This window comes from Microbacterium sp. zg.Y909, from assembly GCF_024626565.1.
The window spans coordinates 1-5798 of record NZ_JANJFJ010000164.1; the positions used below are offsets into that span (position 1 = coordinate 1).

The following is a 5798-nucleotide window of genomic DNA, read 5'->3' on the forward strand; positions in this document are numbered from 1 at the left end:
TCACCTCGTCGACGTGCCCCAGAATCGTGGCAAGGTCGGTCTCGCTGGCGAGATACAGCTCGTCGTGCAGCGCTCCGGTGCGCTCGGCGCGCAGGCGCACCTGGCCGAGCGACTCCTCGGCGCTGACATACAGCACCCGCCGACCCACCCGCGCGCTCTGCGCGGCGACCTCGGTGAGCAGCGTCGATTTGCCGACCCCCGGCTCGCCGGAGAGCAGGATCGCCGCCCCGGGAACGAGGCCCCCGCCCAGCACCCGGTCGAACTCGCCGATGCCGCTGGTCGTGCGGGCCGCCTCTTGCGTCTGCACCTGCGTGATGGGCCGAGCGGCCCGGGCGGCTCCGGGCGCCACCGGTGCGACTGTGCGGACGATGCCGGTCTGCTCCGCCGCTTCGACGACGGTGCCCCACTGCTGGCATTCCCCGCAGCGGCCGACCCACTTGAGGGTCGTCCAGCCGCACTCCGTGCATCGGTACGGTGCGGCTGTCGTGGGGCGTCGAGTGGCCATGCCCTCAGGTTATGCGGAGCCGCCGACACGGCGCCGCCCGCCGCCCGAACCCGCCGCGAGCCAGCGCGGACGCGGATCCTACCGGTGGCGAACCCGTGCCCAAGAATCGGCGGTGCCTCATGTTTCCAGACGGTTAAGCATCGTGACGTACTGCGTCATATGGCCGGGAGGGCGCGGACGGAACCCCTAGCCTGGTCACTGGAACGCCAGGGTCGTCGCATCCATCCCCCCCGTTGCTGTACTCGAGGAGTTCCGCTGTGCCCGCGATTTCGCAGACCGTGACCGGCCTGTCTGTCTGGGACGGCGATCTCGATCGCGGCCCCGCGACCCTTGAATGGACCGACGGGCGCATCACCGCCGTCACCGCCGTCGATGCCCCGCCCTCGGAGTTCAGCGTCATCCCGGGCCTCATCGACACGCACGTGCACCTGGAGTCCTCCGCGACCCCGTCGACGGTGGACTGGATGACCTGGCCGCTGATCACGCCGGCATCGGAGCGGTCGCTGCACGTCGTCGCGCACGCGCGCACCGCCGCCGCATCGGGGGTCACGACGCTGCGCGACCTGGCCGGCGGCGACGCGCAGTTCGCCGCCGCGCGAGGCCTGAACGCCGGGCTCATGCCGGGACCGCGCCTGCTCGTCCACGGCCCGGTGGGGATGACGGCGGGGCACGGCGATCTGTTCGTGCCGCCGCACTACCCCCACCGTCCGCCAGTGGCCGACTCGCCCGACGAATGCCGCAAGCTCGTGCGGGAATGGGCGCGCGCCGGTGCCGACGGCATCAAGATCTTCACCAGTGGCGGGGTGCTCTCCATCGGCGACAAGGTGGGGTGGCGCAACCAGACCAACGCTGAGATCGCGGCGACGGTCGACGAGGCCCACGCGCTGGGCATGCTCGTGGCCGCGCACACCCACACCGCCGAGGGCGTCGACATCGCCCTCGAGTTCGAGGTCGACTCCCTCGAGCACGGCACCGGCATCCAGCCGCGGCACTGGGACACCCTGCTGGAGCGCAACATTCCGGTCGCGCCCACGCTGCTGATCAACGACGCCATCGCCGATCGTCGCATCCGCGTCAGCGACGAGGCCGCCGAGAAGGCGCGCGCCGTCGTGGCCGAACGCGACGCGAACTTCGCCGGGGCGGGGGCTGCCGGCATCCGATTCGTGCTGGGGACCGACGCCAACGGCATCATGGTGCGCTTCGGCGACCAGCTCGAGGAGCTGCGCCTGATGAAGCGCGCGTTCGACTGGACCGCCGAGCGCGCCCTGCAGGCAGGAACCTCGGACGCGGCCGACGCCCTGCGGCTCACGGGCACCACCGGACGGCTGCAGCCAGGACTGGGCGCAGATTTCGTGGTCGTGCGGGGACGGCCCTGGGAGGACATCGACGTCCTCACCGCAGAGAACATCGTCGCCGTCGTCGCCCGTGGCCAGCTGGTCGCCGGCGCGATCCCGGCGTGACCCAGCCCCCAGCCCCCACCCCCCACCGCCGACGCCCGATCGGCATCCAAGGAGACACCGTGACCCATCCACGCCTTCGCGGCCCCCGCCGCATCGCGCTCGCACTGACCGGCGGACTGGCCGTCGTCGCCCTCGCCGGCTGTGCCGGCGGGGCAGAGACGTCGTCGGCACCCGCCGCCGACCTCGCGCAGGACATCGTCTTCGCGCTGAAGGAGGACCCGACCTGCCTCGACCCGCAGCAGACGTCGGTGACCACCTCCCTCATCGTCGGCCGCCAGATCGCCGACTCGCTGCTGGATCAGGACCCTGAGACCGGCGAGATCGTGCCGTGGCTGGCGAGCGAGTGGGAGGCCAACGAGGACCTGACCTCCTACACGTTCACGCTGCGCGACGACGTCACCTTCAGCGACGGCACCGCCCTCACCTCCGAGGTGGTCGCGGCCAACTTCGACGCCATCGTCGAGCTCGGCGCCTCCGCATCGCTGGCGGGCGGCTACCTGGCCGGCTACGCGGGCACCGAGATCGCAGACGACACCCGGTTCACCGTCACCTTCTCCGCACCCAACGTGCAGTTCCAGCAGGGCGCGACGACCATGTCGCTGGGCATCCTGTCGGCCGAGACGGCTGCCGCCCCCGCCGAGGAGCGGTGCCAGTCGGTCGTGGGCACGGGTCCGTTCGCGCTGGAGTCCTATGTGCCCAACGACTCGGTCGACCTGGTCAAGCGCGACGGATACGACTGGGCGTCCGAGCTGCGCGAGCACGACGGCGAGGCGTACCTCGACGCGGTCAGCTTCCCGATCATCGCCGAGGCGAGCGTGCGCACCGGCGGCCTCGAGTCCGGCGAATACGACGTCATCCAGGACGTGCCGTACGTCGACGAGGCGCGCTTCGGGTCCGACTCCTACCGTCTGTACGCCAAGGCGAACCCCGGCGTGCCCAACGCGCTCGTGCTGAACACCACCCGCGGCCCGCTGGGCGACGAGGCGGTGCGTCAGGCCATCTCGAAGGCCCTCGACCGTGAGCAGATCAACCTGCTCACCGGGTCCCTCAGCGGCTCGGCCCCGACCAGCGTGCTGACCTCCTCGACGCCCGGGTACACCGACCTCGGCGACGTGCTGGCGCATGACCCCGACGGGGCGCAGGAGCTGCTCGAGGAGAGCGGCTGGACGCTCGGCGCCGACGGGATCTACGAGAAGGACGGCCAGGCGCTCACCGTGACCGTCACCGCGTTCTACGCCCAGGACGTGCTGGAGGCCGCGCAGATCCAGCTGCGCGAGGCGGGTATCGACCTGCAGCTGAAGATGGTGGCCCCCGGCGACTTCTTCGGCGCGATCGCCTCCGGTGACTACGACGCCGTGGGTGCAGCCCTCACCCGCACCGACCCCGATGCGCTGCGGACCCTGCTGTCCTCGGCATCCTCCGCCCGCTGGGGGATCGTCGACGACGCCGAGCTCGAGGCGCTCCTGCAGGAGCAGGCGCAGACGGCCGACCCCGACGCGCGTCAGGAGCTGGTCGACCAGGTGCAGCAGCTCGTCGCCGAGCGCGCCTACGTGATCCCGACGCTCGAGACGGTGCAGCTGCACGCGTCGCGGGCCGGCGTCGAGGGCATCGCCTTCGACTCGGCGGCGCGCCTGCACCTGTACGACACCCGGGTCGTCGCGGACTGATGGCCTCGCCGGAGCAGCGCGCGGCATCGGCGCACGGAGGAAGCAGGGCGCGCGTGATCGCCCGCTTCCTGATCCCGAAGATCCTGCAGTGCGTCTTCGTGATCTGGGCGACCTACACCGTCGCCTTCCTGCTGATGCACGCGCTGCCCGGCGACCCCGTCCTCGCCGCGCTCTCCCTGCGCGGTGGGGATGCCACCTCCACCGATCCCGCCCAGCTCGACGCCCTGCGCGCCCGCTACGGGCTGGACGGGTCGCTGTGGCAGCAGTACCTCGGCGGGTTCCTCGGGATCTTCGCCGGTGACTTCGGTGTCTCGATCGCCACGGGCGAGCCGGTGAGCGCCATGGTCGGACGGGCGTTCCCGCACACCGCCGCCGTCGCCGTCTTCGCCCTCGTCGCCGGCTTCGTCGCCGCCCTCGCCTTCACGGTGTGGGCCTACGTCGCCCGCCCGGCGTGGCTGCGCGACGTCGTCACCCAGATCCCGCCGCTGGGCATCGCCATCCCCGCCTTCCTCACCGGCCTGGTACTGATCAGCGTCTTCTCCTTCGGGCTGGGGTGGTTCCCCGCCTCGGGCACCGGCGGCTTCGCCAGCATCGTGCTGCCGGGCATCACGCTGGCCCTTCCCACCGGCGCCATCTTCTTCCAGGTGTTCTCGGCGGCCGTGTTCGACGCCGGGGCGAGCCCGTTCGTCACGACCGCGAACGCCAAGGGCCTCGCGCAGCGCACCGTCGTGACCCGTCACGTGCTGCGCAACGCCCTGCTGCCCTCCATCACGATCATCGGGCTGCAGATCGGCTATCTCGCCGGCGGCACCGCCGTGGTCGAGACGGTGTTCTCGCGTGACGGCATCGGGCGCCTCACCGTCGACGCGGTGCTCGCCCGCGACGTCAACGTCGTGATGGGGGTCGTGGTGGTCGTCGCCACGGTGTACGCGGTGGTCACACTCGTCGTCGACGGCCTGTACGGCGTGATCGACCCGCGCACGCGCACGCGGCTGCTGCGCGGAAAGGTGAGCGCCCGATGAACGTCCTGCGCAGGCCCGCGCTGCTGATCTCGGTCGTCGTCCTGGCCGTCGCGGCCGTGGCGGTGGCGGCCCCCCAGCTCATCGCCCCCTTCGACCCGTATGCCTCGGTCGGCAGCGCCCGGCTCGCGCCGCCCAGCGCTGCGCACCTCTTCGGCACCGATCACCTCGCGCGCGACGTCTTCTCCCGGGTCGTCCACGGCGCGCAGCTGTCGCTGTCGGCAGCGGTGCTCGCCGTGACCGCCGGCCTCGTGATCGGCTCCATCGTGGGGCTCGTCACCGGCTACGTCGGCGGAGCGGTGGACTTCGTCATCATGCGCTTCGTCGACGTGCTCATCGCGATCCCCGGCATCCTCCTCGCCCTGATCGTCGTGGCATCCCTCGGTTTCGGCCCCCTGTCCATCGCGCTCGGGGTCGGCTTGGGGGCGGCCGGATCGTTCGCCCGCATCATGCGTTCCCAGGTGCTGCGGGTGCGTGCCGAGGAATACGTCGAAGCGGCCCGCACCCTCGGGGTGCGCGGCCCCGCGGTGCTCGCGCGGCACGTGCTCCCCAACGCCGCGCGGCCCATCATCGCCATGGCCGCGATGGAGCTGGCCCTGGCGATCCTCTCCGTCTCGGCACTGAGCTTCCTGGGATTCGGCGCCCAGCCCCCCGCGCCGGAGTGGGGCGCGCTCGTCTCGGCCGGGCGCGACTTCGTCGCCACCGCACCGTGGCTGAGCCTGCTGCCGGGCGCGGTGATCCTCGCCGTCGTGCTGTCGGTGAACAGCGTGGCCCGATCGATTCGAGGTGACCGATGACCGCCCTGCTGAACGTGCGCGGACTGCGCGTGGACTACGGCACCGGCCGACGCGCGAATGCGGCGGTGCGCGGTGTGGACTTCGACGTCGACGCCGGCGAGATCGTCGCCGTGGTCGGCGAATCAGGATCAGGCAAGAGCACGATCGCGCACGCGCTGGTGCGGCTGCTCCCGCCCGAGGCGCACATCCGCGACGGCGAGATCCGCTTCGACGGGATGGACCTGCGCACGGCGTCGACCGCGGCGCTGCGCCGGGTGCGGGGGGCGCGCATCGGCTTCGTCCCGCAGGACCCGTCGCACAGCCTCAATCCCCTGCTGCGGGTGGGGGAGCAGATCGCCGAGAGCCTGCGT

Annotated in this window: 6 protein-coding genes; 5 read left to right on the forward strand and 1 reads right to left on the reverse strand. The window is 71.8% G+C overall.

The annotated features are described in order from the left end of the window. The coding region (locus NQ160_RS12680) for an ATPase domain-containing protein (protein ID WP_257515593.1) at positions 1–505 on the reverse strand (505 nt) is incomplete at its 3' end. 257 nt (positions 506–762) lie between these two features. Here NQ160_RS12680 and NQ160_RS12685 point away from each other — a divergent pair. From NQ160_RS12685 to NQ160_RS12705, 5 genes are all read left to right on the forward strand, one after another. Then, positions 763–1965: a metal-dependent hydrolase family protein gene (locus NQ160_RS12685; RefSeq protein WP_257515594.1), complete on the forward strand. Its 1203-nt coding sequence runs from the start codon at positions 763–765 to the stop codon at positions 1963–1965. 59 nt (positions 1966–2024) lie between these two features. Then, positions 2025–3632 carry an ABC transporter substrate-binding protein gene (locus tag NQ160_RS12690; RefSeq protein ID WP_257515595.1) on the forward strand — a complete coding sequence of 536 codons (1608 nt, stop codon included), beginning with the start codon at positions 2025–2027 and terminating at the stop codon, positions 3630–3632. A gap of 53 nt (positions 3633–3685) precedes the next feature. Beyond that, positions 3686–4654 (forward strand): ABC transporter permease, encoded by a 969-nt coding sequence (locus tag NQ160_RS12695; RefSeq protein WP_257515596.1) that lies wholly within the window; start codon positions 3686–3688, stop codon positions 4652–4654. Further along, entirely contained in the window at positions 4651–5448 is a 798-nt protein-coding gene (locus tag NQ160_RS12700; RefSeq protein ID WP_257515597.1) for an ABC transporter permease, read from the forward strand. Before NQ160_RS12695 ends, NQ160_RS12700 begins: the two co-directional genes overlap by 4 nt. Further along, on the forward strand, positions 5445–5798 hold a 354-nt coding region (locus tag NQ160_RS12705; RefSeq protein WP_257515598.1), incomplete at its 3' end, for an ATP-binding cassette domain-containing protein. The genes NQ160_RS12700 and NQ160_RS12705, both read left to right, overlap by 4 nt.